The following is a 25,428-nucleotide window of genomic DNA, read 5'->3' on the forward strand; positions in this document are numbered from 1 at the left end:
AGATGGTAAGTCAAGGAATTTAAAAAGAAGGCCCTAAAGACGGTCATGCTGAGCGCGACCAAAGCATCTCGCTCGCATCGTTGAACGATTGGAATGCTACCCCACGCGACATGTTTCGGCTCCGCTCAGCATGACCGTTTTGATGGCAACCTAAATATTTAGCGTTTACCCGCCAAAGCCCCGCATGCCGCCGCGACTGCCAAACCCACTGCTGCGGCCTGCCGGGGCCCCGCTGCGGAAACCTGGCCGGGGGGAAGTGCGCATGGTGGACTGGCTTTCCTGTATGCCGGCGTTGGGGGAGGTGCGGCCACCAGCAAAGCCCCGGCCATAAAAGCCGCGGCCCTGCGTCTGGCGCTCCTGGGCCACGTTGGAGCGCCAGCCCTGGTTCTGCTGGATGATGCCAGGGTTGGCGTAGGCGCCGCGGTTGGGCGTGAGGAAGCGACCGGCCATGTAGCCAATGCCGCTCCACATAAGGATGTCCATCATGCCGGTGCCCTGGGCGCGGTTTTCGGGGTTGCTGCGGCTGTACTCCTGCATCTGACGTTGTAGGGCTTGGCCCTGCAGGGTATCAACCTTGCCATCGAAATGACGCAATACCGCCGCCACCTCTTCCTTGCCCGCCGGACGCTCGGCCGTGATTTTCCATTCGCCGGGCTGCACTTCGGTCATTTCCGTGATTACTCCCTGGCTGTAGGTGTCGCCGCCCCAGCCGGCTTCGGCGCCGTTGGTGTCAGCGCGGTTGTTATCGGAGCAGGCAGGCAGCGCGAGGCCGAGGCTGCTGGCAGCGGCAATCAGCAGCACGTTGCGCCGCCAGTCGCCAAGGGGATGAAAGTGCTTTTTCATGAAGTTGGAGCAGAAAGTCAGGGAAATTTCTGAATTAATAAAGTAGCCTTAAAACCACCGGGCCGCCAACTGCATGAGCTGCTCGAGCGCCGTTTGGTCGTCGTGGTCAAAGTCGTTGAGTTGGTCGCTGTCGACGTCGAGCACAGCCACCACCCGGCCTTCCTTGATAATCGGCACCACGATTTCGGACTTGGAATCGGAGCTGCAGGCAATGTGGCCGGGAAACTCTTCTACGTCAGGCACCAATAAAGTTTGGGCCTGTGCCCAACTAGCGCCGCACACGCCCTTGCCGTGGCGGATGCGCGTGCAGGCAATGGGGCCCTGAAACGGGCCCAGCACCAGCTCATCTTCCTTTACTAAGTAGAAGCCAACCCAGAAAAAGCCAAACGCCTGGCGCAGAGCAGCAGCCGTGTTGGCTAGGTTGGCGGTGAGGTCGGGCTCGCCGGTGGTGAGGGCTTCGATTTGAGGCAGTAGCTGCTGGTATTGCTCGGCTTTGGTAAGGGTGGTGTCGAGGGTGAGGTTTTCGGCCATAGTATAAATGATGCGAACGTGGCCGTTCGCGGTAGTAGTTGTGGGTTTTTAACAAGAGTAATCGCCAAAGGGTGCGGCGCATTACAAGCCGCCCGCGAGTGGGCTACTGTTCGTTCACATACCAGAACAACTCATCGGGCCCAACGTTCCGGCGCTCGTGCAAACCGTTTAGGCCCAGGCGCGGGGCGGCTATGCCCTGGCCCAGCTTCATGGGCGCCCGGAACACGCGAATCTCGTCCCACTGGCCCGCGTTTATCAACGCGTTGAGCACAGTAGGTCCGCCCTCCACAAACACCGATTGTATCTGGCGCTGGTATAGGTCTGCCAGCACTTGGGGGATGAGGTCGTCGGCTTCGGACAGGGTCACGAGGTCGAGGTTGGTGGTGTGGCGGGGCTGTCGGTAGGTATAAATGAGGGTAGGTTGCGAGCCGTCGAGCAGGTTATGTGAAGGTGGCAAACACAGGTTCTTGTCGATAACAAGGCGGGTAGGCTGGGGGCCGGGCCAGTCGCGCACGTTCAGGCGGGGGTTGTCGTGCAGGGCGGTGCGGGTGCCCACCAGAATGGCTTGCTCCTCGGCCCGCCACTGGTGGGTGAGCAGGCCCGCTTGCGGGCAGCTGATTTGCACCGGCTGGAAGAAGCGCCCGGCCAGAAAGCCATCGGCCGTTTCGGCCCATTTCAATACCAGGTAAGGCCTTTTCTTTTCATGAAAGCGGAAAAACCGTCGGTTGAGCCAGCGGCCTTCTTCGGCCAGCACTCCGGTTTCAACCTTCGCGCCCGCAGCGCGCAGCTTCTCGATGCCCCGGCCGGCCACCAGCGGAAACGGGTCCTCGTTGCAAATCACGACTTCGGGCACGCCCTTGGCAATGAGCAAGTCGGCACAAGGCGGGGTTTTGCCGTGATGCGCGCAGGGTTCCAGCGTCACATACACGCGGCTCTGGCGCAGCAGCGACTGGTCTTTTACGGCCGCCAGGGCGTTTACTTCCGCGTGTGGGCCGCCGTACTGCTGGTGCCAGCCTTCCCCGATGATGCGCCCCTGGTGAGTTACCACACAACCAACCAAGGGGTTGGGGCGGGCATAGCCAGTGCCCAAGTGTGCCAAATCGAGGGCGCGGCGCATGAAAATGACATCTTCTGATTTCATTCGGTGAAGGTAGGGAACGGGTTATAGCTACGCCTTGGGCCTACCTTTGTTCCGATGACCATCCGCGAATTCACCACTACCCTGGCCTCCGCGCTGCAGCCTACCTACCCCCACCGCGAAGCCGAAGCAATTGCCACCCTCGTGGTGGAGTCTTTGCTGCAAATCGATGCCCTGCAGCGCATGATGGATGCCCAGGAGCAGGTGCCCGCGGCAGCGCTGGAGGCCCTGCCGCCACTACAGGCGCGCTTGCTGCGCCACGAGCCGGTGCAGTACGTGCTACAAGAGGCGTATTTTGAGGAAATGACGCTGGAAGTAACCCCGGCCACCCTCATTCCCCGCCCCGAAACCGAAGAGTTGGTCCGGGTGATACGAATGGAGCGCGAGGGGCAGGCAGGCCTCCAGGTGCTGGACGTGGGCACGGGCTCCGGCTGCTTGGCTTTGGCGCTGGCGCGCCTGCTGCCCAAGTCCCAGGTGCTGGCCGTGGATATTTCGGAGGAAGCGCTGGCCGTGGCCCGTCGCAACGCCGCCCGTTATGCCCCAACGGTAGCATTTGAGCGGGTTGATATTTTGCAGGCGATGCCGGCTACGATACCGCCTGCTTCGCTCGACATCCTCGTGAGCAACCCGCCTTATGTGCGCGAAAGCGAACGGACCCAGATGCGGGAAAACGTACTGGCCTGGGAACCCGCCACCGCGTTGTTTGTGCCCGACGAGGACCCGCTGTTGTTTTACCGCCGCTTGTGCGAAGTAGGGCGCGAACTGCTTCGTCCCGGAGGTGGGCTTTACTTGGAAATTAACGAAGCGCTGGGGCAGGAAACGGCGGCCTTGGTGCAGGAGTACGGCTTCACCGATGTGCGCGTGCTGGCCGATATGTTCGACAAGCCGCGTGTGGTGCGCGGCACCCGTGAGTAGTTTGTTGGGTGCAGCACCCCAGCCTGTTCGGAGCGGGGTGAAAGGCCAGGTATATTATTGTAGACTCATCATTATTGTCTCAGCGGTGGATTGACGGTCAATTCCTTTCCGGATAGTTGCTGAGTTGGGCATGCAGGCGCTTTGCTTCATGAAAAAGTCTGACTATGGCTCCAAGCGGGTATCCTAAGCTGATGTTTAAGCCATATAATCTTAAACAACCTTCCCATTTTTGGCGTTATTTGCGCAGCACACGTAATTATTCTTTCAACCTTTTCTAATCTTACTTATTCTATGAGTCAAGAGCAAGAGCTGACGCCCGGCAAACAGCCCGGCGAGCACGGCACGGCCGTGAACGGAGCGGGCAGCTCGCTGGATGGTCGCATGGCCGCCGGCGAAGACGCCAACACCCTGACCACGCGCCAGGGCCACCCGGTCTACGACAATCAGAACCTGCGCACCGTGGGCAACCGCGGCCCTGCTACCCTGGAGAACTATCAGTTCCTGGAAAAAATCAGTCATTTTGACCGCGAGCGGGTACCCGAGCGCGTGGTGCACGCCCGCGGCGCAGGAGCCCACGGCGTGTTTGTGGCCTACGGCAAAGTGGGCGACGAGCCTATTGAGAAATACACCCGCGCCAAGCTGTTCAATACGCCCGGCAAGGAGACGCCGGTGTTTGTGCGCTTCTCCACGGTAGGCCACGGCGGCCACTCGCCCGAAACCCTGCGCGACCCGCGCGGCTTCGCGGTAAAGTTCTACACCGAAGACGGTAACTGGGACCTCGTGGGCAATAACCTGAAGGTGTTCTTCATTCGCGACGCCCTCAAATTCCCGGACCTGATTCACTCGCAGAAACCCGACCCGGTGCACAACCGCCAGACCGGCGAGCGCATTTTCGACTTTATCAGCAACACGCCCGAGGCCATGCACATGGTGTCGTTCCTGTTCTCGCCCTGGGGCATTCCGGCCAACTACCGCCAGATGCAAGGCTCCGGCGTGAATACCTACAAGTGGGTAAACAAGGAAGGCGTGGGCGTGCTGGTGAAATACCACTGGGAGCCGCTGCAGGGCATTAAAAACCTGACGCAGGCCGAAGCTGAAGCCATTCAGGCCAAAAACTTCAACCACGCCACCCAGGACCTGTTCGACAACATCAAGGCCGGCAACTTCCCAGAGTGGGAGCTGCGCGTGCAGATAATGGAAGACGGCGAGCACCCCGAGCTCGACTTCGACCCGCTCGACGACACCAAACTCTGGCCCGAAGACCAGTTCCCGCACCTGCCCGTGGGCAAGATGACGCTGAACCGGAACCCCGAGAACTACTTTGCTGAAGTAGAGCAGTCGGCTTTCGGTACCGGCGTACTGGTTGACGGCCTTGACTTCTCCGACGACAAGATGCTGCAGGGCCGCACCTTCTCGTATTCGGACACACAACGCTACCGCGTGGGCACTAACTACCTGCAACTGCCCATCAACGCGCCCAAAAAGCACGTGGCCACCAACCAGCGCGATGGCCAGATGGCTTACCACGTAGATGCCGCCCCCGGCCAGAACCTGCACGTGAACTACGAGCCCAGCAGCCTGCAGGGTTTGAAGGAGTCGCCCCGCGCCGGTGCCGAGCACATGCCCGCTTACGAAGGCCGCCTGATGCGCCAGGCCATCGACCGCACCAACAACTTCAAGCAGGCCGGCGAACGCTACCGCCTGCACGAAGACTGGGAGCGCGACGACCTCATCAGCAACATGACCGGTGCCTTGGCCGATGCAGCCCAGGTTATCCAGGACAAGATGATTGACCTCTGCACCCAGTGCGACGCCGACTGGGGCCGCCGCTTGGCTGAGGGTCTGCAAAATGCCCGCAACGGCAAAAACGGTGCTACGCAGGCTAATGAAAGCAAAGCCAGCGAAGCTGTAGAGCAAGCCGAGGAACTCGCCCACGACGCTAAGCCGTATTAGCACAGTGTCAGCGTAATAAAAAAGGGCTCCCAATCGGGAGCCCTTTTTTATTTAACAATTGCCATGCAATAGAACGTCATGCTGAGCGCAGCCGAAGCATTTCGCTCACATCGACCTCACAATAGAGTTGCTAACACAAGTGAGATGCTTCGGCTACGCTCAGCATGACGTTCTGTTTTTATAGGGCTTGGGCTTCTTACAAATTCTGTTTCACAAAATTCGTCATCTGCCGGTACAAGTGCAGGCGCGTGTTGCCGCCCCCAATGCCGTGGTTGCGGTTGGGGTAATACAGCGTTTGGTAGTCTTTGTCGGCTTTAATCAAGGCGTCGACGAAGGCGATGGAATTCTGGAAGTGCACGTTATCGTCGCCAGTGCCGTGCACGAGCAGGAACTTGCCTTTCAGGTTCTGGGCAAACTGCACAGGCGAGTTCTCATCGTAGCCAGCGGGGTTTTCCTGAGGAGTTTTGAGGTAGCGCTCCGTGTACACGGTGTCGTAGTAGCGCCAGTTGGTGACAGGCGCCACGGCAATGCCCATTTTGAAAAGGTCAGCATTTTTAGTCATCGCCAGCGAGGTCATGTAGCCGCCGTAGCTCCAGCCCCAGATGCCGATGCGCGACTTGTCGACGTAGGGGAGGCCGCCGAGATACTTAGCGCCTTCGGCCTGGTCGATGGTTTCGAGCTTACCCAGGTTGGCGTAGGTGGCTTTGCGGAAAGCCGAGCCGCGGCCCGAAGTACCCCGGTTCTCAACCGAAACCACGATGTAGCCCTGCTGGGCCAGCATCTGGTGCCAGAGGTAGTTGGTGAAGGCCGTGCCGCCGCCGGCGTTGTCGAGCACGGTCTGGGTGCTGCTGCTGCCGAAGCTGGGGCCGCCGTACACGTGCATGAGCACAGGGTATTTTTTGGTGGGGTCGAAGTTGCTGGGCTTAATCATCCAGCCGTTCAGGTCCACACCTTCCGAGGTTTTGAAATTGATGAACTCAAACTTGCCCAGGTCGTACTGCGTCAGAGTCTGAACCAGCTTGGAGTTGTCTTCTAACACCTTCACCAGCTTGCCGGTGCTGCCCTCGCGCAAGCTCACCAGGGCCGGCACGCCGGCCGAAGAGTGCGTGTTGAGAAAGTACTTGGTGTCGGGGCTCATGTTCACCACATCGATGCCGTTTTCGGCGTCGCTGATGCGTTTTTTGCCCGTGCCTTTCAGGTTGATGCGGTAGAGGTGGCGCTGCAGCGGCGAGCCCTCGGTGCTGGTGTAGTACACGTAGCCGCTTTTGGGGTCGAAGCCGTTAATGGCGCTGATTTCCCAGTTACCCTTGGTGAGCTGGCGCACTTGCTTGCCGTTCATGTCGTGCAGGTACAGGTGCTGGTAGCCGTCCTTCTCGCTGGTAAAGATGAATTGCTTGCCGCCGGCCAGGTACTTCAGGTCGTCGTTGATTTCCACGTAGGCCGGATTGGTGTCGGTCAGCACTACGCGGGTAGCACCGGTGCGGGAGTCGGCGTGTAGAATTTCGAGCTTGTTCTGTAGGCGGTTCAGGCGCTGAATGCTGAGCGTATTGGGCGCGGTGGTCCACTGCACGCGGGGAATGTACTGGTCGGGCTCGGGGCCTACGTCTATTTTGGTGGTGCGGGCGCTGGCCACGTCGTAGGTCGATACGCTGACCACCGAATTTTTCTCGCCGGCTTTGGGGTATTTAAAGCGGTACTCCTCGGGGTAAAGGTTACCCCACTTCTGCATGTCGTACTCCGGTACCTGGCTTTCGTCGAAGGTATAGAAGGCAATCTGCTTGCTGTCGGGCGACCAGAAGAAGCCTTGGGCAAAGCCAAACTCTTCCTCATACACCCAATCGGAGGAGCCGTTGATGAGCTGGTTCTTCACGCCATTGGTGGTCACAGCAGTTTCCTGCATGGATGCCAGGTCGGTCACAAACACGTTGTTGTCGCGGGTGAAAGCTACGCGCTGGCCATCGGGCGAAAACGTGGCGTAGCCCTGCTTGCCACCCGCGCTCAGCGGCGTGAGCTTTTTGGTGCCGCGGTCGAACACGTAGTAGCTGGCCCGCGCACTGTGCCGGTAAATGGGCTCGGTTTCGGTTGTAAACAGCACTTTCTGCTCATTGGCATTGAAGGAGTAGCCATCCACGGCCAAGGGCTTGTTGGTGCCGGCTACCTGCAGCTCCGTTGCCGCTACCAATGTTTGCACGGCCTTGCCGGTTGTTACTTCGTGCTGCACGAGGCCCCCGGCTTCCAGCGCCGAATAGTACCGGCCGTCGTTCATCCAGTTGAATCCCGGCACGCTCGCGGAGCGAAACGTGGGTTTGGCCCAAATATCTTCTAACGTAAGCGGCAGCTTTTGCTGTGCCTGAACAGTGGTAGGGGTGAAGCCCGGCAGCAGGGCCGGTCCGTTGGTGGCCAGTAGCGCGGCCAGCGCAAAAAAGCGAAAACGCATAGACTGAGAGAGCGTGAGATAAATAAGGGAGGGAATAGAACGTTAAAGGTAATAGCCACCGGCAGCACCTGTGCAGGGCGCGCCTCCCGCTACCTTTGCATCATGCGTTTTCGCCTCCTGTTAGTTTTCTTGTCCGTGCTGCTCGGCGCTTGCTCCAAAACGAATGCCCCGGTGCGTCTGGACTTCATCGGCAACACCGCCCTGACCTCCAGCAACCGCAGCGTCGGGCCCAACGATACGCTCACCACCCGGGCCTACGCCGTAGGCAACGAAAGCCCGCTTCGACGCCTGCGTATCGAGGTTACCTACGCCCCGGGCCTGAGCCCTATTCTCTATCCGCTGCCACTGTCAAACTTTAACCTTGATAATGCCCCGGGTTCTCAAACCATTGTTTACCTGGACTCGCTGATAACACCCATTCCCAACTCGCCCACCTATACTTCACCCTACAAAGGCGGCGAATACATCTTTAACAACCGTTTTTCGGCGCGCTCTACCTCCGGCACCGAGCTCTGGCAATACACTGCCACGGATGCCGCCGGCGAAAGCGCTTCCCGGGCCTACCGCATCACGGTGCGCAAGCCGGATTCTGCCGCCGTGTTTCACAACTATGCCGTGCTGATGCGTCCCCGTCCCGCTACGGCTTCCGACACCCTCCGCAACCGGGCCCGGGTGTTTCTCAACCTGCGCTATGGCTTGCTCCTGCCCCGGTACGCTGTGCTGAACAATGAAGCGACAGTGCAGCCCAATCAGAAACTGATTGACTTAGTGTGTGTGACCAGCAGCACCGGGGGCACTATCCGGCTCGATGGCATGGCGGCCGATAGTCTGGCGCGCCAGTTGTCGGGAGCCCGCTGGCCTCGGGCCAACCGAAACGCCACCCGGCTGCTGCGCACAACCCTCAGTGCTGCACAGTTTGCCGATGCGCGAACCACTTCCAGCTTCGCCTCGGCCTTTGCGGCGGCTACGCCGTTCACCCGCGACAGCTTATCGACGGGCGTGCTGGCCCGCGGCAGCGTGGTTGCTTTCCGCACCGGCGAGGGGTACTACGGCCTGCTGCTAGTGGGAGAACTAGTGCCGGGAACTGCTCCCCTAATCAATTGCAGCATCAGGGTACAGAAGTAGAGAAGTCAGTCGGACTGGCGGGTACGGTGCTCATGCCAAAAGATATCTAAGCGCAAGGCCTGCCTCCGCCAAAACGCAAAAAGGCTGCCCCGGAATGGAGTAGCCTTTTTTCTTGTGGGCCGTAAAGACCAAAAACGATACTAAAAAGTAACGCCAGCCGTGATGCTGGTGGTGAAACGGTTGTTGCTCACGTTCACCACCGGCTGCAAGTCATTGACTAAGGAGTAGGGAGTATACACTTGGTCGAAGGTGGTGTACACCGCGGCCGCGTCGATAAAGAAGTTGCCCTGCCGCATGCCTATGCCTCCGGTATAAAAGTTCTGGGCGCGCTCGCTGCCAGTATCGGTTTTGTAAGGGCTGCCGTACCGCGCAAAGCCCAGCCGCGCCCGGAAAATATCGAAGCGCCCTTCAGCCCCAAAGCGTAGGTTGACGGCGCTCTGGTAGCGGGTTTTAATGGCATTATTTTCTTCGGTAATAAGCTCGCTGCCTGTGTTATTATCATTGCTGAAGCGGGCCCGTCCGTAACCTACATATTCCACGTCACCGGTGATAAAGCCAAGCTTGCCTATTGTGTAAGCTACGCCGCCGTTGGCTCGGAGCGGCGAAGTCAGGGCATATTCGTAATCATTTGGGTCGAAGGCCACGGTTGTCTCGCCTACGGGCAGGTCGCTGGGTACCCGGTCGGCGCCCTGAGCGCTGAAATTGGAGGTCAGGCTCTCGTTGAACGTCTCCGTAAACCGCATGTAGGTGGGCGTCTGCACCGAAGCTCCCACTCGCAGGTTATCGGTAGCCCGGTAAATCATGCCCAGTCGCGCATTAAAGCCGGAACCAGCCGTTGTTTGCTCGCTGCGGCTGCGCAGGCCCATGAAATAGGTGCTTGGGTCATTATCGGTTTCACTGAGAACGCGGGTTTCCGTGAAGTTGGAGCTCACGATGCCAATGGCGCCGCCGATATACAGCCGGTCGCGGTAGCTGGCCCCATAGCCCAGGTCGAACTGCGACTGCGACCCCGAATTCGTTACCACTTCGCCTTGGTTAAGCAGGCTGCCCTGCTGCCGCAGCACCACCGCCGAGTCGAGCCGGGCCCCGGTGCGGGCCTGCCGGATGTCGGCTAGATAGGCGCCATAGGCAAGGCCTAAATTAGTGGTGTATTGGTTGTTGTCGAATTGGTCGTCCAGGTCATCAAAGAAAGCTTGGCCGCGGGCGCCGGCTTGTGGCCTCAGGCGCGAGAGAAACGATTGGTTATTGTTAATCGAGCCCTGGTAGCTGGAAGCAATATTGAAGTCAGCCACGCGGGTGAAACCCAGCGCGAACGACCCGGCCCGCCAATTGGTGGTCTGGTCATCGTCGGGGCGCCGAGTGGTGAACACCAAGCCGGCGCTGCCCACATGGAAGCTATTCTGGGTCGCTTCCTGGGCTGCCGCCGAGTTGCCTTCGATGCGGCCATTGCTCTGGCCGAAGCCAACGCCCGGGGTGAAGTGCAGCTCAGATTTTTGATACATACCCAGGCCAGCCGGGTTGCTGGTCAGGTTGCCAAAATCGGCTCCTAGTGCCACGTTGGCTCCAGCAATGCCTAGGGTGCGGGCAGGGCCACCAAACTGCAGGCGGGAATGGCGAAGGGCATCGCTGGCAAATTGGGCAAAGGCGTGGCTGGCCGACCCTGCAACCAAGGCCAGGCTAAGCCAAATTATCCGTTTTTTCATAGGAAGGGGTAGGAAGAAAAGGAGCCGGCCGTTGGGCCGGCTCACTGAGGGAGTATTTGCAGAAATCAATAGCTCAGCACTTAGTCGCGGCTACGGCCACGGCTGCCACCACCTCCGCCGCCACCACCACCGCTATTGTACGACGGTGCCGAATAGGAGGGCTGGCTGGAGCGTTGCGATTCGTAAGACTGCTGGCGGGGCTGCTCATAGGTGCGCTGCTGGCGAGGCTGGTCATACGTGCGCTGACGAGCGGGCTGGGGCTGGTCGGCCGTTTGACCCGCTGTGTTGCTGCTGGGATTAACGATGTTTTGGAAGAAGCCACCCCGACGGCGTTGGCCCTCCTGCGGAGCAGCATTCTGCTCCCGCTGGGGCGCTGCGTCCGCATTGCGGGGGCGTTCGCCGTTCTCATCCCGGGCAATGCGGCCACCACCCTCCGAGGGCTGCGACATGTCGCGGTACACGGGCTGTTCGCCGCGCATCTGGTGGCGGGGGCGGTTGTAGCCATCGTTGCGGGAATCCTCCGTCGGCGTAGCCGAAACTGCTTCCGAACGCGTCTGGATACCCGTTGCACCAGGGTTAGAGGTCTGGGGCTGCGGAATGCCCGGCGTACCACGCTCTTCGCTGCGGGCCCGGCCAGGAGTGGTGGCACCAGAGGAGCGCACCGTGCCGTTGGGGCTGGCGTTGCCGCCACCAGCCGAGTAGCGGCCGTCCATCACCCGGTTATTGCGGGGGCCATAGGTGCGGTTGGGACGAACGTTTTCGTTGCCGTAGGAGCGGTTGCCATAGCCGAAGTTATTGCCATAGAAAGCATTGCCGTAATACCCGCCCCGACCATAGAACCCGCTATAGAAGGGTCCACCGTGGAAGAAGGGGTCATAGAAGCCAGCGCCGTAACCCATGCCCATGCCCATACGACGGCCATATCCCAAGCCGCCGTAGCCCCAAGGATTTCCAAAGCCCATGCTCATGCTTAGCCCCGGGCCATAGCCGTAGAAGGGGCTGTAAAAGGGGCTAAAGAAGGGGTCGTAAAAACCAAGAGGCGGCATGCCAAAGGCACCCATGCCCCATGCCCCGGCATAGTTGAGGTTGGTGTAAGGACTGTAAGGCATGTAATAACTTACGCCTGGGCCATAGCCGGGCACCCCACGCATGTAAGTGTAGGTGTCATCGTAGTACTCGTCCGAGCCACTGTTCTGGTTTTGGCGGGTTGAGGAGCGGGCCGTGCTGCCATTATAGTCGGGGTTGGCAGCTTCTTCGGTGCTGGCCGGCGCCTGTTCAGGAGCCGTGCGCACAATGGCCGTGGTGCGGTCTTTAGAAGAATAGTAGACGCCGTCGTCTTCCGAGGTGGCCAGGCCAGCAGTGCTCGCACAACCGCTCAACGCGAGCAAAGCCAAAGCGGGCAAATAGGCGGTGAGCAAGTTTTTCATGATTGAAAAAGAAAGAAGGTGAGGGTACCGTAAAATAACAACACAAACCAAGCAAGCCGGCTAATGCTGTTGATACTCAATGGTAGCTAAACAATGATAACGCTAAAAGAATGCGGCCCATGCTCGTATAGTGCAGCCCAAAGGCCAATTACTCACTAATACGAGGTCCGCGCATTAATAACGTAATTTGACCCAGAAACGGTGCCTTTCGTTAGGTCAAATCTTGTACCATACTTGGAAGCTTTTTCAATTAAATCTTAGATGCCCCCCATGAGCAAAAAGTTGCCTACCCGCCAAGAAGATTATTCGCTTTGGTACAATGAGTTAGTGAAGCGTGCAGGACTGGCCGAGAATTCGGCCGTGCGCGGCTGCATGGTTATCAAGCCCTATGGCTACGCCATTTGGGAAAAAATGCAGCGCCAACTGGACGACATGTTCAAGCGCACCGGCCATGAAAATGCGTATTTCCCCATCTTCATCCCCAAAAGCCTTTTCGAGGCTGAAGAAAAAAACGCCGAGGGCTTTGCCAAAGAATGCGCCGTGGTAACCCACTACCGCCTCCAGACCGACCCCGACAACCCCGGCAAGCTGCGCGTAGACCCCGCCGCCAAGCTGGAAGAAGAACTGGTGGTGCGCCCTACCTCGGAGGCCATCATTTGGAGCACCTACAAAAACTGGGTGCAGAGCTACCGCGACTTGCCGCTGCTCATCAACCAGTGGGCCAACGTGGTGCGCTGGGAAATGCGTACTCGCCTGTTTTTGCGCACGGCCGAGTTCCTGTGGCAGGAAGGCCACACCGCCCACGCCACCGCCGAGGAAGCCGTAGCCGAAACTCGCCAGATGCTCGACGTGTACGCCGAGTTTGCCGAGGAGCACATGGCGCTGCCGGTTGTGAAAGGCGTGAAAACGCCCAACGAACGGTTTGCCGGCGCCGAGGACACCTATTGCATTGAGGCGCTAATGCAGGACGGCAAGGCGCTGCAAGCGGGCACCAGCCACTTCCTGGGCCAGAACTTTGCCAAGGCCTTTGACGTGACCTTTGCCACCAAAGAAGGCGGCCTCGAGCACGTGTGGGGCACCAGCTGGGGCGTAAGCACCCGCCTGATGGGGGCCCTGGTAATGGCCCACTCCGACGACGAAGGCCTAGTGCTGCCGCCCAAGCTGGCTCCAATCCAGGTGGTCATTGTACCCATTTACAAAACGGGTGAACTCGACGCGCTGCTTGAGCGCATCCGGCCCATTCAGCAGGGCCTCATTGCACGAGGCATTGCTGTGAAGGTGGACAGCCGCGACACCGAGCGCCCCGGCTTCAAGTTTGCCGAGTGGGAGATGAAGGGCGTGCCTGTGCGCCTGGCCATTGGTGCGCGCGACCTCGACGCCGGCACTGTGGAAGTGGCCCGCCGCGACACCAAGGAGAAAATGAGCCTGCCCCTAGCCAACATTGTAGCCAGTGTTGACCAACTGCTGACCGACATTCAGCAGAACATCTACGAGAAGGCCAAGAAATTCCGCGAAACCCACATGACCCGGGTTGACAGCTACGACGAGTTTAAGCGTGTGCTCGACACCGATGCTGGCTTTGTACTGGCACACTACGACGGCACTTCCGAAACCGAAGAGCGTATCAAAACCGAAACGAAAGCCACCGTACGCTGCCTGGCGCTGAATGAACCCGATGAGGAAGGCATCTGCATGGTAACCGGAAATCCAAGTCCGCGTCGCGCCTACTTCGCTCGAGCCTATTAAAAGTGCGATTAATTAGATAAGCGAGATTAATGCATAAATATTAAGGTATACTGCTGCCTTGGCAAGCAAATGGGCTGCGCACCTGCGCAGCCCTACTTTTCTTACTTGCTATGCGTGCACTCTTACTCTCTCTGATGATGGCAACATCTGTTGCTGGCCACGCCCAAACCCCCACCCCCGTAGCAGTACCCAACAGGGCTGCGGTTAAGCTTGAGAAGCTTCTCAAAAAGACACTTAACAGGGTAGTAACCGACAAGCGCCCAGCTTCTTTGCCCGTAGAAGCGCGGCCTGCCCTCAACCGCATTTTGGTGCAGTCCACCAACGAGTTTTTGGCCATTACCTCAACCAGCCCCACCAAGGAAGCCTATTTGCAAACCCTTGATGCCAGCCTAACCCAGCTTCACCCGCTCGTGAAGAAGGTGGAAGAGCGCCAGGACCTGGCCATCTACTACCAGGATTTGCTGGAAATAGTGGGAGTGGAAAACTCCGAAGGCCTGCTGAGTGCCTTCGTGGAGAAAAAGCCTGCGTCGGCCAGGCGCTAGGCACCCAAACCACATGGGTAGCCTTTAAGCTGGCCGCTGCGTATCTTTAAGAAACATATTTCTGTACGCCCATGCCTTGGCTTTCTGTTGCAATGCTGCTCTTGTTTGGCCTGCTGTTTCTGGCGGCCGAAGTTATTTTCATTCCCGGCACTACTGTGGTGGGCTTTGTGGGGTTTGCACTGCTGGCCGTGGGAATCTGGATGGGGTACCGCGACCTGGGAACGCCCCTGGGGCATTATGCGCTGGTGGGGGTGGCCCTGCTGGCCGGTGTAATCTTGTACGTGGGGTTGCGGCCCAAAAACCTGTCGCGGCTGGCTCTTACGAGCATTCACGATACCACGGTGGACGATGCGCGCCGGGCCGATGTGGCCCCGGGCACGGTGGGCCACACCCTGTCGGCGCTGCGGCCTTCGGGCACGGTGCTCTTTGGCACGGAGCGGCGGGAAGTCGTGACGCGGGGCGAGTTTGTGGCCTCGGGTAGCGCCGTGCGCGTGCTCGCCATCGAGCAAAATCGCATTGTGGTGGCGACGGCCTAACCTCCGGGAACGGTCCTTATTGGTTAAACTTCTTGAGCCTTCGGTAGTGCCCTTCAGGGCCGCTACCCAATTCGTTACTACCTTACAGCATGAATTTTCCCATATTTCCGCTGGCCATAGCAGGCATAGTTCTGCTGGTGTTCCTGTATTTCTTCCCCATTAGCCTGTGGGTTACTGCTGTATTCTCGGGGGTGCGAGTGAGTTTATTCCAGCTGGCTTTTATGCGGGTGCGCAAAGTGCCACCTTCCCTGATTGTCAATTCCTTGATTACTTCCACCAAGGCGGGCCTGCAGTTGACGGCCGACGACTTGGAAACCCACTTCCTGGCGGGGGGCAACGTGCCAAGTGTTATTAAGGCGCTAATTTCGGCCGATAAGGCCAACATTCCGCTCACCTTCAAGCAGGCCACGGCCATCGACTTGGCCGGCCGCAACGTGTTTGAAGCCGTGACCACCAGCGTTAACCCCAAGGTGATTAACACGCCCAACGTGGCCGCAGTATCGCAGGATGGTATTCAGCTCATCGTCATTGCCCGTGTCACGGTGCGGGCCAACATCTCGCAGCTGGTGGGCGGCGCCGGCGAAGAAACCATCCTGGCACGGGTGGGCGAAGGCATTGTGAGCACCATTGGCTCGTCGAAGTCGCATAAAGAAGTGCTGGAAAACCCCGATAAGATTTCCAAGCTCGTACTGTCTAAGGGCCTCGATGCAGGCACTGCGTTCGAAATCCTGTCCATTGACATTGCCGACGTTGACATTGGAGAAAATATCGGCGCTAAGCTTCAAATGGATCAGGCCGCTGCCGACCTCCGCGTAGCCGAGGCTCGCGCCGAAGAGCGCCGCGCCATGGCCGTGGCCGTGGAACAGGAAAACCGCGCCAAAACCCAGGAGGCCAAAGCCCGTGTGGTTGATGCCGAAGCCGAAATTCCCAAAGCCATGGCCGAAGCCTTCCGTAACGGCAACCTTGGCATTATGGACTATTACAAAATGCGCAACGTGCAGGCCGATACAGATATGCGCGACTCCATTGCCAACCCCGGCGGCAGCGGCAACGTGAAGCCCGGCTCGAGCAACCTGAGCTCCTAAGCCATGCCTGCCGGGCCCAGTCCCTTCATTCAGCAGGGACTGAGCCTCTTTCCAGTATTATGCTACTTTGTTAACAAAAATGCCTGCTGTAGCTACAGCAGGCATTTTTGTTGGCCTTAGAATCATAGCCTATAGCCAATGGTAATATAATATTTTGTCATTTCATTAAACCAAGCTAACTACATGGGAAGGTCGCGGTTGGTTAGTTATTCATTAACTAACCAAAGCCCACTCATTATGAAAAGCTTACTAAGTTCTTTGTTCCTGAGCGGCCTGCTGCTAAGCGGCTGCCAAAAAGAATCTGTTGAGCCACAACCGGCTTTAGCCAGCACCCAAACAACGGATGCGAAGGCGGAAAACAGGAACTTTACCGCCCATCTTACAGGCGATGAAGAGGTGCCCGCCGTGGCGACAAACGCCACCGGACAAGCCATCTTCAAGCTGAGTAAAGACGGAAAATCGCTGTCGTACAAATTAATTGTAGCCAATATTAGCACAACGGTGATTTTCGGGCATCTGCATCTGGGCGAGCGCGGCGCCAATGGGCCGGTGGTCGTGGATTTGGTGGGCCGCACGGGGCCAAGCCCCCAGGGTGTGATTGCTGAGGGTATTATTACCAGTGCGTCGCTAAAAGGACCATTGGCCGGTCAGACCACCTTGTCGGGATTGATAGCAGCCATGGAGGCAGGTCGTATTTACACCAATGTGCATTCTACCGCAGTGCCCAGCGGCGAAATCCGCGGGCAAGTGCGTTAATACCAAGGAAATTGCCGGCTACCGGCTGTTTTCACAAAGAAAAAGCCTGACCAAACGGTCAGGCTTTTTCTTTGTGCAGTAGAGGGAGAGAGGGCAGCGCGGCCTGTTTGCGGAGGGCGCGCTGTGTTACTTCTTGGTAATCGTGAACTCCACACGGCGGTTCTTGGCGCGGGTCTCTTCCTGGTCGTTGCTGGCGATGGGCTTGGTGCCGCCAAAGCCTTCGGTGGTGATGCGGTTGCCGTTGACACCGTGGCTGCTGAGGTACTTTTTCACCTCGTTCACCCGGTCCTGGCTAAGCTTGAGGTTGAGGGCGGGGTCGCCTTGGTTGTCGGTATGGCCAGAAATCTTGATTTCTACCGAAGGGTAGTCTTTCATGATGCGGATGAGGCGGGCCAGCTCGGGGTAGGAGTTGGTGTTGAGGTAGTAGCGGCTTTGCTGGAAGAAGATGTTGTTCAGCTTCACGGTCTGGCCCACGTTGAAGGGCACTAGGAACAGGTCTTGCTGCTGTTCGGAGTACTTATCCTTGGCCGTCACGTCGAGGCTGGCGTTTTCAGCAAGGTAGCCGACGGCTTCGGCACGATAGCCGTACTGCACGCCGCTGGGCAGCACAATGGTGTATGAGCCGTCGCGCGGGTCGGTTTCAGTCACCCCGATTTCTTCACCCGTAAGCAGGTTTTCGTAGTGAATGATGGCCCGGATGGGCTTGCCGGTATTCACGTCGAGCACGCGGCCGGTCACCAGCGTCACCACTTCAGGCTGGAAAGCGGGTGCAAGAGAGATGCGGAAAATGTCTTTGGAGCCGTCGGTGCCGTTGCGCGACGACACAAGGTAGGCATCCTGGCCGGCGGCCGACACGGTGTAGTAAGCGTCGAAGTCCGGCGAGTTCACCACGGGGCCCAGGTTGCGGGGCGGGCTCCAATTGGTCCAGGTATCATCGAGGCGCTTGCAGTAGAAAATGTCGGATTTGCCGTAGCCGCCCCGGCCTTCGCTGGCAAAATACAGGGTCTTCTCATCGGCAGCCAGGAAGGGAGCGAAGTCGGCTTTGGCCGTGTTCACGTTCGGGCCCAGGTTCAGGGGCTTGGTCCACTCCACCTGCTTTTTGGGGTCGGCCATAGCGCCGGGCAGCTTGTCGGGCTTCGGAAAGCTCACGTAGATGTCCTGGCCGCCGATGCCGTCGTTGCGTTCCACAGCCATGAGCAGGGCCTTGCCCGAGGTGGCCAGGCAGGCGTCGATGTGCTCCGGGTCTTTGTTATAGTAGTCGTCAATCTCCACTTTCACGGGCTTGCTCCAGCCGCCGGCCGAGCGGCGGCTCATGCTGAAGCCCTTGGGTTCCATAAGGCCGTCGACGTACACGCCAATGAGCAGGGCCGTTTGACCGTTGGCCGACACCGAGGCCAGGCCGTTGGGGTCTTCGGGGGTGTTGCTGGGCTCGCCCATGTTCCGGGCCGGGCCCCAGGTTTTGTTTTTGCCCGATACCAGCTTGGAAATCCAGATGTCCTGCGGGTCGCGCGAGCCGCCCACGTTGCCGGGGTGGCTTTGGCGGGCAAAATACAGCGTGCGCCCATCGGGTGAAATAACGGGGTGGGTGTCGACGTAGCGCGAGTTCACGTTCGGCCCCAGGTTGACGAGCGAGGAGTCGAACTGGGTAGAGGCCACCGCATCGGGCCCCTTGGGCGCATCGAAGGCCTGCTTCACCATGGTAGAAGCCACGTCGGCGATACCGATGGCATCAATCTGGTTTACGCCCTCCACTTTGCCTGTGTTCATCCGGACAATGACGCCGATGGTGCGGTACTGGGCAACGGGAAACCGCACTTCCAGGGTGCGGAAAGGCTCGGGCAGGGGGCCGGGGTTGGTGTTGGTGTACACCTCGTGTTTCTCGCCCTTGGTATCCACCAGCTCTACTTTGGTGATGGAGCCCGGGTTGAAGTTTTCAATTATTGTTACCTGTTGGGCCGCAATGGAGCGGCCAAAGCGCACCTCAATAAATTCGTTGGAGCCTTCCTTCTTGGGAATCCACGCGTCGTTGCTGATTTGGCCCAGCGGCAAGGCGTTGGGCGTGCCCAAAACCTGCGAAGGGGCAAACGGCTCTTTGCCCTCGGCTTTCTGGGAAGAAACACCCACGACGCGAGCCGCCCACAGCACCCGCTGGGCTTGAGAATTGGTAGAAAATAACAGTAGCAAAGCCACCGACACCAAGGTCAGTAGACGGGATACAAATGATTCAGACATAGCACTAATAGCAGAAAAAGTAAAACCACAGGCACGCGCGGACCATAGCAGAAGCACAGTAGCGGGCCCAAGCGGCTTTATTTACAGCTAACCTAATGAAAAACTATTTCCCAGCCCGTGCCGCGCCACATGTTGCCTTCCTGATTTGGCATCGCGAAGCTTAAAAATCAGGACAATTTACATGTGATAATTTGGTGGTTTCCGGCACTTTTGGGCTTGGATTTGGCTTGCTGCCGTACCAGGGGGCGACGTGTTGACAGCGTTAAGATTTCGGTGTTTGTGGTGGTGCAGACCGGAGCAACAGTTTAATGGGCTTTAAAGCGGGTAACACCAACGCAATTAAGAATCGAGTTTTTGGGGCAGCACCCTTAGCAATGCTTCTAGTCCTGCCGCCAGTTCCAGTGCAGCTGTTTGCCGCTCTAACTCAGAAGAGCTTTCGGATTCGAGCACGGCCATGCAGGGCAGCAGACTGGCCGCCCCAAGCAGGCGCAGCGACGGCCGCAACTTATGGGCCACTGCCGCAGCCGCCGGCCAGTCGGCCATGGTTTGGGCCGCCCGCAGGTCGCCCACACTACCGGGAGTATTGCTGTGAAAGGAAGTCAGAATGCGGTTCATAAACGCCGTGCTGCCGTGGGCAGTTTGGCTGAGTAATACCAAGTCATAGAGCGGGGCAGCGTCTTCGGTGGCCTCAGGCGCTGGCTCAGCATGCGGCGCAGTAGCGGTTGCGGCTGGTTCGCTGGTAGCTGCTAGAGCGGGGCTGGCTGCTGTGAGAGGGGCGCCGCCAGCCATAAGAGCGGCCAGCTTGCCGAGCAGCTCGGCCTCGTCGAAGGGCTTGGGCAGGGTATCGTTCATGCCAGCCGCGGCGTACTTCTCAGCATCGGCGCGGAAGGCATTGGCTGTTAGGGCCAGGATGGGGGTGGCAGCCTTTACGGGGTCGTAGTGCGTCCGAATGCGAGCCGTGGCTTCTAAGCCGTTCATGCCGGGCATCTGAATGTCCATGAGAACGGCGTCGTAGCGGCATTCTTCAAACAGCTCGAGGGCTTCAAGGCCGCTGGCGGCTTCATCAACTACCACGCCATGGCCCTCCAGCAGCAGCTGGGCTACTTCGCGGTTCACAGCGTTGTCTTCTACCAGCAGCACACGGCGGCCGCGTACCGAGGCTTCCTGTACCAGCGCCACTGGCTCCATGGCTTTTTGCCGTGCTTCGGCGCTGGCCTTGGGCAGCGTGGTCACGAAGGAGAAGGAGCTGCCCTGGCCCGGCTGGCTTTGCACCGTGAGCCGCCCGCCCATCTGGGCCACCAGGGCCCGGCTGATGCTCAACCCCAGGCCCGTACCGCCAAATTGCCGCGTGGTATCGGCGTAGGCCTGCGTGAATTCCTGAAAGATGTTCTCCAGCTTGTCGGGCGCGATGCCAATGCCGCTGTCCGTCACCCGAAACTCGGTGGTGAGTGTGTCTTCGGTTTCGCTCACAAAGTAGCCGCCCACCGCCACCGTGCCCCCAGCCGGGGTGAACTTGATGGCGTTCGAGAGCAGGTTAATCAGCACCTGATTGAGGCGGTACGAGTCGCCGACTACCCACGGCAGGGGGCAGGAGTCGCGCAACAGTGTGCCCACCACCCGAATGCCTTTTTCCTGGGCCTGCATCACCAAGGGGTGCGCCGCTTTGCCCATGGAGTCGCAGAGGTTGAAGACAGACTGTTCCAGCTCCAGCTTGCCCGAGGTGATTTTGGCCATGTCGAGCACGTCGTTCACCACGTTTAGCAGGTGCCGGCCCGAGTGCTGGATGATGGCCGTGTAGCTGCGCTGCTGCTCGTTGAGCGTGGTTTTGGCCAGCAGGCTCGTCATGCCCAGCACGCCATTGAGCGGCGTGCGAATTTCGTGGCTCATGTTGGCCAGGAAATTTTCGCGGGCGAGGGCGGCTGCTTCGGCTTCCTGTTGGGCTTGCTTGAGCGCGGTGATGTCGGTGCTCACGCCTAGCACCTGGGTAGTGCCGTTGGCCAGCACCATGGGGCAGCGCACCGTCTGAAACCAGCGCACCTCCCCGTTGCCAAGCTTCACCGAGGCAATGTTGATGTTTTGCTTGCCGGATTTGAGTACGTCCAAATCGGTGAGCGCCGATGTTTTCAGCACCTCTATGTCGAGGGCGGCTTCCATGGTGGCGGTACCAGCCAGGTGCCGGATGCGCTCGCGCATGGCCTTCATCTCGGCATTCTCAAACTTGGTGTTGCCTTCGGCGTCGCGCACCCAAATAAGGTTGGGGTTGAGGTCGAGCACCAGGTTGGTGAAGGCCTGCTGGGCCTGCACCTGGCCCTCGCTCTGGCGGGTGCGTTCCTCGGCTTCGCGGCGCGAGGTAATGTCAAAGCCGTAATTCAGCACCATTTGCAGCTCCCCTCCGGCCCCAAACACCGGATGGTAGGAACACAGCCAATAACAGGCGGCCGCATCGGAGCATCCGGGCCAGTGCTCTTCCCAGCTCACGGGCAGGCGGCTGCTCACGGCCCGCTCAAACAAGCGACGGCGCCGCGCCGCTAAGGCAGCAGGCAAGCCTTTGGCAGCGCAACGGTCGGCGAAGTTGGTGCCCAACCGGGCCTGGCGCTCGGTTTCGCTGTCGCCGGCGTAGGTGTTGATGTAACTGTAGCGCTGGTCCGCGTCGAGCACCGTCACAACAGCTGGCAAATGAGCCAGAATGGTTTCGTATAACTTGCGCTGCTCCCGGGTTTCCTGCTCGGCCTGCCAGCGGGCCGTCACATCGGTGAGGTACAGCAGGGCAAAGCCCTCCTCCAGCACCGGCACCGCAAACAGCAAAAAGTGCTGGCCGTTGGCTTGCAGCTCGCGCTGCAGCGGCTCGCCCGTGCGCAGGGTTTGCAGGGCAGCCTGCACCAGTTGCGGGCGCACCCTCGAGGGGCCGGTAGCCAGCAGCTCATCGGCTAGCCGGGCAGCGGCCGGGTTGGCAAACAGCAGCTCGCCGGTGCTGCTCAACCGAATAATCGGATTGGGATTCAGGTGAGGAATGCGGCTGGCGACGCGCATGGCCGCCAAATCGGCCTCTGCCTGCTTGCGGCGCTGGCGTTCGGCCGCGAGCAAGGCGTGGAGTTCAGCTGGATTGTCCGATAGGAGCAGGGTATCGTCGACACTCTTCATCCTGCAAATATGCCTGACATTGGGTGGAACGCTTTGCAAGTGAGGGGACAAAAAAGCACCGCCCGCCTCGGCCTGCCTTGCCCCCAGCAGGTGCTAGAGCTCCTTGCGCAGCCGTGCCACCGGAATGTTCAATTGCTCGCGGTACTTGGCCACCGTACGGCGGGCAATGTTGTAGCCGCGGGCGTTCAGCATTTTTTCCAGCTTGTCATCGCTCAGCGGCCGCTCTTTGCTTTCGTTGCCGATGAGGTCTTTCAAAATGCTCTTTACCTCGCGGCTCGACGCGTCTTCGCCCGAGTCGGTGGCGATGCCTTCAGAGAAAAAATACTTAAGAGGGTAAATGCCAAACTCGGTTTGAATGGACTTCGAGTTGGCCACCCGGCTTACCGTCGAAATGTCCATGCCGATGCGCTGGGCAATGTCCTTCAAAATCATGGGCTTGAGCTTGCCTTCGTCGCCTTCGGCAAAGAAGTCGCGCTGCAGCTCCACAATGGCGTTCATGGTGCGCAGCAGCGTGTTTTGACGCTGCCGAATAGCATCGATAAACCACTTGGCCGAGTCCAGTTTCTGCTTCACAAACGTGACGGCCTCCTTCATCTTGGCGTCCTTCTTGGCCGCCTTGTCGTAGGTCCGGAACATCTCGGTGTAGGCCGGGCTCACGCGCAGCTCAGGGGCGTTGCGAGCGTTCAGGGTCAGGTTGAAAACGCCGTTGTCATTCGTCAGAATGAAGTCGGGCATCAGGTACTGCGTCTTGCCCAGGCCGCTGGGGCCGCTGCCACCCGGCTTGGGGTTCAGCTTCAGAATAACGTTGATGGCTTCTTTCAGCTCGTCGTCTTCTAGGTCCAGCTTCTGCTGAATGCGCGGGTAGTGCTTCTTGCTGAACTCGTCAAACGTTTCGGTGAGGATGCGCTCGGCGTTGGTGGTGGCCTCGTCCTGGGGGCGGCGCTCCAGTTGCAGCAGCAGGCACTCGGGCAAGTCGCGCGCGCCAATGCCGGGCGGGTCGAACCCCTGAATGACGCGCAGCACGGCCTCAATCTCGGGCACGGTTACTTCCAGGTTTTGCGAAAAAGCTAGGTCGTTGGCAATGGCCGAAAGGTCACGCCGGATGTAGCCGTCGCCGTCTATCGAGCCGATGAGCTGCTGGCCGATGGCCTCCTGGCGTTCGTCGAGGTCGGCAAAGTGCAGCTGATCCAGCAGCGAGTCCATGAGCGAGCCGCTGGTGTCGGCCAGGGGCGTGTCGCGCTCTTCTTCCTCGCCGGGGCCGTCGCCCTGCATCTTGTAGCCGGCTATCTCGTCATCGTTGAGGTAGTCGCTCAGGTCGAGGTCCTGGTTATCGGGGACGTCGTCGGCGGGGCTGTCTTCCTTAGGCAGGATTTCGGGTTCCGGCATTTCGTCGGCCATTTCCTGGTCGGCGGCGCCGCGGTCGTCGAAATCTTCGTCCAGCGTGTTTTCGTCGTTGTCGAGTGAGGCATCAGGGTCTTCCGCGTCGTCGCTGTCGTCATCGTCGCGCTCCATTTCCTCGGGCTCGTCGGCTTCGTCTTCTTCCAGCGCCGGGTTTACCTCCATCTCCTCTTTGATGCGGGTTTCCAGCTCGGCCGTAGGAATCTGCAGCAGCTTAATAAACTGAATCTGCTGCGGGCTAAGCTTTTGGGAGAGGAGCTGTTTAAGGTCGAGGCGTTGCATAGGAACGAAAATACGAAAAGGGCGGGCCGACGGCCATTTTTACTAGAATTCGGCACGAAAAGTTGAAGGCAAGAGGCGGTAGCTGGGGCGCACAGCCTGTCCTGCACCGCAGGCCTTGCCGTTGTTGTGCCGGGTGGTGAGGGCTGACGCGTAACAACGGCAGGGCCTCGCAACTACCTTTGCCCTCTTACAACCCGCTTATCCGCAAGTTATGTCCCTCAAACGGTCCACCGTGCAGCAACTTCTGTCGAGCCAGGAGCTCGACCGCGAAGTTCTCGTCAAAGGCTGGGTTCGCACCCGCCGCGGCAACAAATACGTCCAGTTTATCGCTGTCAACGACGGTTCCATCCTCCACAACATCCAGGTAGTAGCCGATGCGGAGAAATTTCCCGAAGAAGCGCTGAAGGACGTCACCACGGGGTCGTGCGTGGCCGTTCGGGGCAAGCTGGTGGCTTCGCAAGGCAAGGGCCAGACCGTAGAAGTTCAGGCCGCCGAAATCACGGTGCTGGGCAAATCCGACCCCGAAGCGTACCCCCTGCAAAAGAAGGCTACGTCGCTGGAGCATCTCCGTGAAATTGCTCACCTGCGCCCCCGCACCAACACGTTTGGGGCGGTGTTGCGCGTGCGGCATGCGTTGGCGTTCGCCATTCACGACTATTTCAATAGAAACGGCTTCTTCTACGTTCACACGCCCATCATCACCGGTTCCGATGCCGAGGGGGCAGGCCAGATGTTCCGCGTGACGACGCTGCCGCCCGAGCACCCGCCCCGCACCGCCGACGGCTCAGTAGACTTCTCCGAAGACTTCTTCGGTAAGCAAACCAACCTCACCGTATCGGGCCAGCTCGAAGGGGAGCTGGCGGCCATGGCGCTGGGCAGCATATACACCTTTGGCCCCACCTTCCGGGCCGAAAACTCCAACACCGCCCGCCACCTCGCCGAGTTCTGGATGATTGAGCCCGAAGTGGCGTTCAACGAGCTCGAAGAGAACATGGACCTGGCCGAGGATTTTCTTCAAAGCCTAGTGCGCTACGCCCTGGAGCACTGTGCCGACGACCTGCAATTCCTCAACGAGCAATACGACAAGGAACTGCTGGGCCGCCTGCATTTTGTGGTCGACAACGCTTTCCAGCGCCTCACCTACACCGAGGCCGTGGAAATCCTGAAATCGGCCAAGCAGAAATTTGAGTTCCCTGTGGACTGGGGCACCGACCTGCAGAGCGAGCACGAGCGCTACCTAGTGGAGAAGCACTTCAAAAAGCCCGTTATTCTCACCAACTACCCGAAGGAAATCAAAGCCTTCTACATGAAGCTGGACGAGGACGGCCGCACCGTGCGCGCCATGGACGTGCTGTTTCCCGGCATCGGCGAAATCATCGGCGGTTCGCAGCGCGAGGAGGATTACGAAAAGCTTACCACTCGCATGGCCGAAATGCACGTGCCCACCGATGAGCTGGACTGGTACCTCGACACCCGCCGCTTCGGCACCGCTCCGCACGCTGGCTTCGGCCTGGGCTTCGAGCGCCTGGTGCTGTTCGTGACGGGCATGAGCAACATCCGTGACGTTATTCCCTTCCCGCGCTACCCCAAGAACGCGGCGTTTTAATACCAACAAAAAGGGCCCCATGCGGGGCCCTT

18 protein-coding genes are annotated in these 25,428 nt (G+C 59.2%); 9 read left to right on the forward strand and 9 right to left on the reverse strand.

Features of this window, described 5'->3' with window-relative positions; all coding sequences use genetic code 11:
- Positions 1-165: 165 nt before the first annotated feature.
- From ACP7AJ_RS12690 to ribD, 3 genes are all read right to left on the reverse strand, one after another.
- Positions 166-843 (reverse strand): hypothetical protein, encoded by a 678-nt coding sequence (locus tag ACP7AJ_RS12690; protein WP_426060579.1) that lies wholly within the window; start codon positions 841-843, stop codon positions 166-168.
- Between the two features lie 48 nt (positions 844-891).
- Entirely contained in the window at positions 892-1,374 is a 483-nt protein-coding gene (locus ACP7AJ_RS12695) for a GAF domain-containing protein (RefSeq protein ID WP_426060580.1), read from the reverse strand.
- A 103-nt stretch (positions 1,375-1,477) separates the two neighbouring features.
- On the reverse strand, positions 1,478-2,515 hold the full coding sequence (gene ribD / locus ACP7AJ_RS12700) for a bifunctional diaminohydroxyphosphoribosylaminopyrimidine deaminase/5-amino-6-(5-phosphoribosylamino)uracil reductase RibD (protein WP_426060581.1): 1,038 nt from the start codon (positions 2,513-2,515) through the stop codon (positions 1,478-1,480).
- A 54-nt stretch (positions 2,516-2,569) separates the two neighbouring features.
- On the opposite strand from ribD, the gene prmC reads away from it, so the two are divergent.
- Complete coding sequence (prmC, locus tag ACP7AJ_RS12705; protein WP_426060582.1) at positions 2,570-3,427, forward strand: peptide chain release factor N(5)-glutamine methyltransferase; 858 nt, start codon at positions 2,570-2,572, stop codon at positions 3,425-3,427.
- A 291-nt stretch (positions 3,428-3,718) separates the two neighbouring features.
- Positions 3,719-5,380, forward strand: coding sequence for a catalase (locus ACP7AJ_RS12710; protein WP_426060583.1), 1,662 nt, complete (start codon positions 3,719-3,721; stop codon positions 5,378-5,380).
- Positions 5,381-5,576: 196 nt separating this feature from the next.
- Here ACP7AJ_RS12710 and ACP7AJ_RS12715 read toward each other — a convergent pair whose 3' ends face one another.
- The gene (locus ACP7AJ_RS12715; protein ID WP_426060584.1) at positions 5,577-7,817 is read right to left on the reverse strand and encodes a S9 family peptidase; all 2,241 of its coding nucleotides are present in this window, start codon (positions 7,815-7,817) and stop codon (positions 5,577-5,579) included.
- Between the two features lie 102 nt (positions 7,818-7,919).
- On the opposite strand from ACP7AJ_RS12715, the gene ACP7AJ_RS12720 reads away from it, so the two are divergent.
- A complete protein-coding gene (locus tag ACP7AJ_RS12720) occupies positions 7,920-8,942 on the forward strand; it encodes a hypothetical protein (protein ID WP_426060585.1) in 1,023 nt (340 codons plus the stop codon).
- Between the two features lie 140 nt (positions 8,943-9,082).
- On the opposite strand, the gene ACP7AJ_RS12725 is transcribed toward ACP7AJ_RS12720, so the two are convergent.
- Both ACP7AJ_RS12725 and ACP7AJ_RS12730 read right to left on the reverse strand, forming a co-directional pair.
- Positions 9,083-10,645 carry an OmpP1/FadL family transporter gene (locus ACP7AJ_RS12725; RefSeq protein ID WP_426060586.1) on the reverse strand — a complete coding sequence of 521 codons (1,563 nt, stop codon included), beginning with the start codon at positions 10,643-10,645 and terminating at the stop codon, positions 9,083-9,085.
- 80 nt (positions 10,646-10,725) lie between these two features.
- Positions 10,726-12,072 carry a hypothetical protein gene (locus ACP7AJ_RS12730; protein WP_426060587.1) on the reverse strand — a complete coding sequence of 449 codons (1,347 nt, stop codon included), beginning with the start codon at positions 12,070-12,072 and terminating at the stop codon, positions 10,726-10,728.
- Positions 12,073-12,342: 270 nt separating this feature from the next.
- Between ACP7AJ_RS12730 and proS the strand changes: the two genes are divergently transcribed.
- From proS to ACP7AJ_RS12755, 5 genes are all read left to right on the forward strand, one after another.
- On the forward strand, positions 12,343-13,818 hold the full coding sequence (gene proS, locus ACP7AJ_RS12735; protein ID WP_426060588.1) for a proline--tRNA ligase: 1,476 nt from the start codon (positions 12,343-12,345) through the stop codon (positions 13,816-13,818).
- 110 nt (positions 13,819-13,928) lie between these two features.
- On the forward strand, positions 13,929-14,360 hold the full coding sequence (locus ACP7AJ_RS12740) for a hypothetical protein (protein ID WP_426060589.1): 432 nt from the start codon (positions 13,929-13,931) through the stop codon (positions 14,358-14,360).
- Between the two features lie 71 nt (positions 14,361-14,431).
- A complete protein-coding gene (locus ACP7AJ_RS12745) occupies positions 14,432-14,896 on the forward strand; it encodes an NfeD family protein (protein WP_426060590.1) in 465 nt (154 codons plus the stop codon).
- Between the two features lie 89 nt (positions 14,897-14,985).
- Entirely contained in the window at positions 14,986-15,981 is a 996-nt protein-coding gene (gene floA / locus ACP7AJ_RS12750) for a flotillin-like protein FloA (protein ID WP_426060591.1), read from the forward strand.
- A gap of 237 nt (positions 15,982-16,218) precedes the next feature.
- Entirely contained in the window at positions 16,219-16,737 is a 519-nt protein-coding gene (locus tag ACP7AJ_RS12755) for a CHRD domain-containing protein (RefSeq protein ID WP_426060592.1), read from the forward strand.
- 126 nt (positions 16,738-16,863) lie between these two features.
- Here ACP7AJ_RS12755 and ACP7AJ_RS12760 read toward each other — a convergent pair whose 3' ends face one another.
- The 3 genes from ACP7AJ_RS12760 to rpoN form a co-directional block, all read right to left on the reverse strand.
- Entirely contained in the window at positions 16,864-18,969 is a 2,106-nt protein-coding gene (locus tag ACP7AJ_RS12760) for an OmpA family protein (RefSeq protein ID WP_426060593.1), read from the reverse strand.
- 339 nt (positions 18,970-19,308) lie between these two features.
- Entirely contained in the window at positions 19,309-22,110 is a 2,802-nt protein-coding gene (locus tag ACP7AJ_RS12765) for a response regulator (RefSeq protein ID WP_426060594.1), read from the reverse strand.
- Between the two features lie 93 nt (positions 22,111-22,203).
- Positions 22,204-23,790, reverse strand: a complete 1,587-nt coding sequence (gene rpoN / locus ACP7AJ_RS12770) for an RNA polymerase factor sigma-54 (protein WP_426060595.1) — start codon at positions 23,788-23,790, stop codon at positions 22,204-22,206.
- Positions 23,791-24,001: 211 nt separating this feature from the next.
- Between rpoN and asnS the strand changes: the two genes are divergently transcribed.
- On the forward strand, positions 24,002-25,396 hold the full coding sequence (gene asnS / locus ACP7AJ_RS12775) for an asparagine--tRNA ligase (RefSeq protein ID WP_426060596.1): 1,395 nt from the start codon (positions 24,002-24,004) through the stop codon (positions 25,394-25,396).
- Positions 25,397-25,428: the final 32 nt, after the last annotated feature.

Origin of the sequence: Hymenobacter sp. B1770, assembly GCF_049896385.1 — a bacterium.
Taxonomy (GTDB): Bacteria; Bacteroidota; Bacteroidia; order Cytophagales; family Hymenobacteraceae; genus Hymenobacter.

Excerpts from the sequence above, each read along its gene's own strand:
- ACP7AJ_RS12730 (WP_426060587.1), bottom strand. The coding sequence starts at position 12,072 with ATGAAAAACTTGCTCACCGCCTATTTGCCCGCTTTGGCTTTGCTCGCG.
- ACP7AJ_RS12740 (WP_426060589.1), top strand. The coding sequence starts at position 13,929 with ATGCGTGCACTCTTACTCTCTCTGATGATGGCAACATCTGTTGCTGGC.
- ACP7AJ_RS12695 (WP_426060580.1), bottom strand. The coding sequence starts at position 1,374 with ATGGCCGAAAACCTCACCCTCGACACCACCCTTACCAAAGCCGAGCAA.
- ACP7AJ_RS12765 (WP_426060594.1), bottom strand. The coding sequence starts at position 22,110 with ATGAAGAGTGTCGACGATACCCTGCTCCTATCGGACAATCCAGCTGAA.
- ACP7AJ_RS12760 (WP_426060593.1), bottom strand. The coding sequence starts at position 18,969 with ATGTCTGAATCATTTGTATCCCGTCTACTGACCTTGGTGTCGGTGGCT.
- ACP7AJ_RS12745 (WP_426060590.1), top strand. The coding sequence starts at position 14,432 with ATGCCTTGGCTTTCTGTTGCAATGCTGCTCTTGTTTGGCCTGCTGTTT.
- ACP7AJ_RS12755 (WP_426060592.1), top strand. The coding sequence starts at position 16,219 with ATGAAAAGCTTACTAAGTTCTTTGTTCCTGAGCGGCCTGCTGCTAAGC.
- ACP7AJ_RS12725 (WP_426060586.1), bottom strand. The coding sequence starts at position 10,645 with ATGAAAAAACGGATAATTTGGCTTAGCCTGGCCTTGGTTGCAGGGTCG.
- rpoN (WP_426060595.1), bottom strand. The coding sequence starts at position 23,790 with ATGCAACGCCTCGACCTTAAACAGCTCCTCTCCCAAAAGCTTAGCCCG.
- asnS (WP_426060596.1), top strand. The coding sequence starts at position 24,002 with ATGTCCCTCAAACGGTCCACCGTGCAGCAACTTCTGTCGAGCCAGGAG.
- prmC (WP_426060582.1), top strand. The coding sequence starts at position 2,570 with ATGACCATCCGCGAATTCACCACTACCCTGGCCTCCGCGCTGCAGCCT.
- floA (WP_426060591.1), top strand. The coding sequence starts at position 14,986 with ATGAATTTTCCCATATTTCCGCTGGCCATAGCAGGCATAGTTCTGCTG.
- ACP7AJ_RS12710 (WP_426060583.1), top strand. The coding sequence starts at position 3,719 with ATGAGTCAAGAGCAAGAGCTGACGCCCGGCAAACAGCCCGGCGAGCAC.
- ribD (WP_426060581.1), bottom strand. The coding sequence starts at position 2,515 with ATGAAATCAGAAGATGTCATTTTCATGCGCCGCGCCCTCGATTTGGCA.
- ACP7AJ_RS12715 (WP_426060584.1), bottom strand. The coding sequence starts at position 7,817 with ATGCGTTTTCGCTTTTTTGCGCTGGCCGCGCTACTGGCCACCAACGGA.
- ACP7AJ_RS12690 (WP_426060579.1), bottom strand. The coding sequence starts at position 843 with ATGAAAAAGCACTTTCATCCCCTTGGCGACTGGCGGCGCAACGTGCTG.
- proS (WP_426060588.1), top strand. The coding sequence starts at position 12,343 with ATGAGCAAAAAGTTGCCTACCCGCCAAGAAGATTATTCGCTTTGGTAC.
- ACP7AJ_RS12720 (WP_426060585.1), top strand. The coding sequence starts at position 7,920 with ATGCGTTTTCGCCTCCTGTTAGTTTTCTTGTCCGTGCTGCTCGGCGCT.